At 58.6% G+C, this 1,709-nt stretch carries 2 protein-coding genes and 1 pseudogene; 2 read left to right on the forward strand and 1 reads right to left on the reverse strand.

Features of this window, described 5'->3' with window-relative positions:
* Window positions 1-548 (reverse strand): ParA family protein (locus tag JHD07_RS39230; RefSeq protein WP_291631976.1); only part of this gene is annotated, 548 nt, incomplete at its 3' end.
* A 662-nt stretch (window positions 549-1,210) separates the two neighbouring features.
* Here JHD07_RS39230 and JHD07_RS39235 point away from each other — a divergent pair.
* Together JHD07_RS39235 and JHD07_RS39240 are read left to right on the forward strand one after the other, a co-directional pair.
* Window positions 1,211-1,473: pseudogene (locus tag JHD07_RS39235) on the forward strand (WGR domain-containing protein).
* A 102-nt stretch (window positions 1,474-1,575) separates the two neighbouring features.
* Window positions 1,576-1,709, forward strand: a 134-nt coding sequence (locus JHD07_RS39240; RefSeq protein WP_291631978.1) for an HU family DNA-binding protein, incomplete at its 3' end; no start/stop codon positions are given.

Genomic DNA, 1,709 nt, shown 5'->3' on the forward strand with positions numbered 1-1,709 from the left:
CGGGGCGATTTCGTGTTGAAGTTCGAGGGCAGCAACCCGAGGAACTTCGTATCCTGGCGGCCATAGCGCCTCTGCACGCCGATCACGGTCTGCATTAGACCTTTGACTCCCTTGATCGAATAGTCCTCCAGATAGATGGGGGCCAGCACGTGCGACGCCGCAACCAAACAGCCGACACTGCGCAGCCCAAGCGATGGCGGCGTATCGATGACGCAGGCATCGAACTGATCCGACGCGATGGCGAGGTTTTCTTGCAGAGTCGTTATGGCGGCCGCATTGCTGCGATCGAGATCAGTCAGAGAGCTATCGGCCGGCGCGAGCGTCAGGCCTTCTTCTTCCCGAGGCACAATCCGTATCCCCGGTTTGAACAAATCCGCGGCCAACGTTGAACCGGCATACTGCCTTAACGTATCGGACGCATTGCTCTGCGCATCAACGTCGATGACTAGTACACGGAGGTGCGCTTCCGCCATGAACCAAGCCAAATGCACAGCAAGCGTCGTCTTGCCGACCCCGCCCTTTTGATTGTTTATGACAATGGTCTTCATCTTGAGGCCCGAAATGGGTCTAACGGCGCGGGAGTCATGTCCTTGTCCTCATGTCGTGGGGGATGTTGGTTTGAACCAACAGACGATTGCGAATCCGACCACCGGAACGATCCCGAAATTCGTCCCGAGAATCCCCTGCCAGAAGAGTCAGGTCAGCCCATAGCCATCGAGGGAACAGATTCCGGGAAGCGAGACTGGAAATCGTGCTGGTTGCTGGACGACTGCTGTCGACACGGTCGCGAGAGGATCGTCACGCGAATGCGCGGAGACCGCTTGCGGGCTCCGGGAGCGTCGCCGCGGCGGCGCGAGTAGAGCCGTCCCGAAGGGGCTCGCCCAACCGCCCACTGCTGCAAGAGTGGATCCCGTGGATGCGAATTCTTCTGTGCGACGGCTATCTACATCGAGGAGAATACATTCCACCGAGCAAGTCGTGTCGCCGGCGCAAGCTCGTCTATGGCCGGCTGTTGCGATAAAGACGGCCGCAATTACAAGCCAAGCATTGCGACGGGCGTCCCGGCAGCGAGTCACTGTTGAGGAAAGGTTTAGCCGGCAAGGTTCGCGGCAACCTCCGGCGCAATTGACCCATCGATAAAATGATGGATCTGCCCGGTCGATTCATAAAACTCATTGGACGGCGCCTGCTAAGGAGCAAGAATCCGCCCATGCCGAAATCGCAACCAGAACCGCTTCATCAGCGCCGCATCGATGCCGGGCGCAATATGCGGCGGTTTTATGCATTGTCCACGCAGCCGACCCTGTTCGGAGAATGTCGCTGATCCGCAATTGGGGCCGGATCGGCACGAACGGCAAGACCATGATGCAGACCTTCGATGGCACTGCGAAGGCTGTCGAAGCATTCGGACGGCTGGAGCGCGCCAAGCGAAGGCGCGGTTATGCTGCAGTCGACGAAAAGCTGTCACGGTAGGCAATTTCTCGGGGATTACGGCTCTGGCCGTGATGCCGGCTCTATCTGTCCCACAGCCTTGATGTCAGACGAGCAAAATCGAAACTAGACGGAGCTCGTCCCATGACGACTGCCAACGAGATCGCGGAAACGATCGCAGCCGAGAACGACCTGACAAAGGCTCAGGCGAAAACGATCGTCGATAGCGTGTTCAAGGCGATCGCTGATGCGGCCGTAACCGGAGCCGAGACGAGCCT

The organism is Bradyrhizobium sp. (assembly GCF_016462955.1).
GTDB lineage: Bacteria > Pseudomonadota > Alphaproteobacteria > Rhizobiales > Xanthobacteraceae > Bradyrhizobium.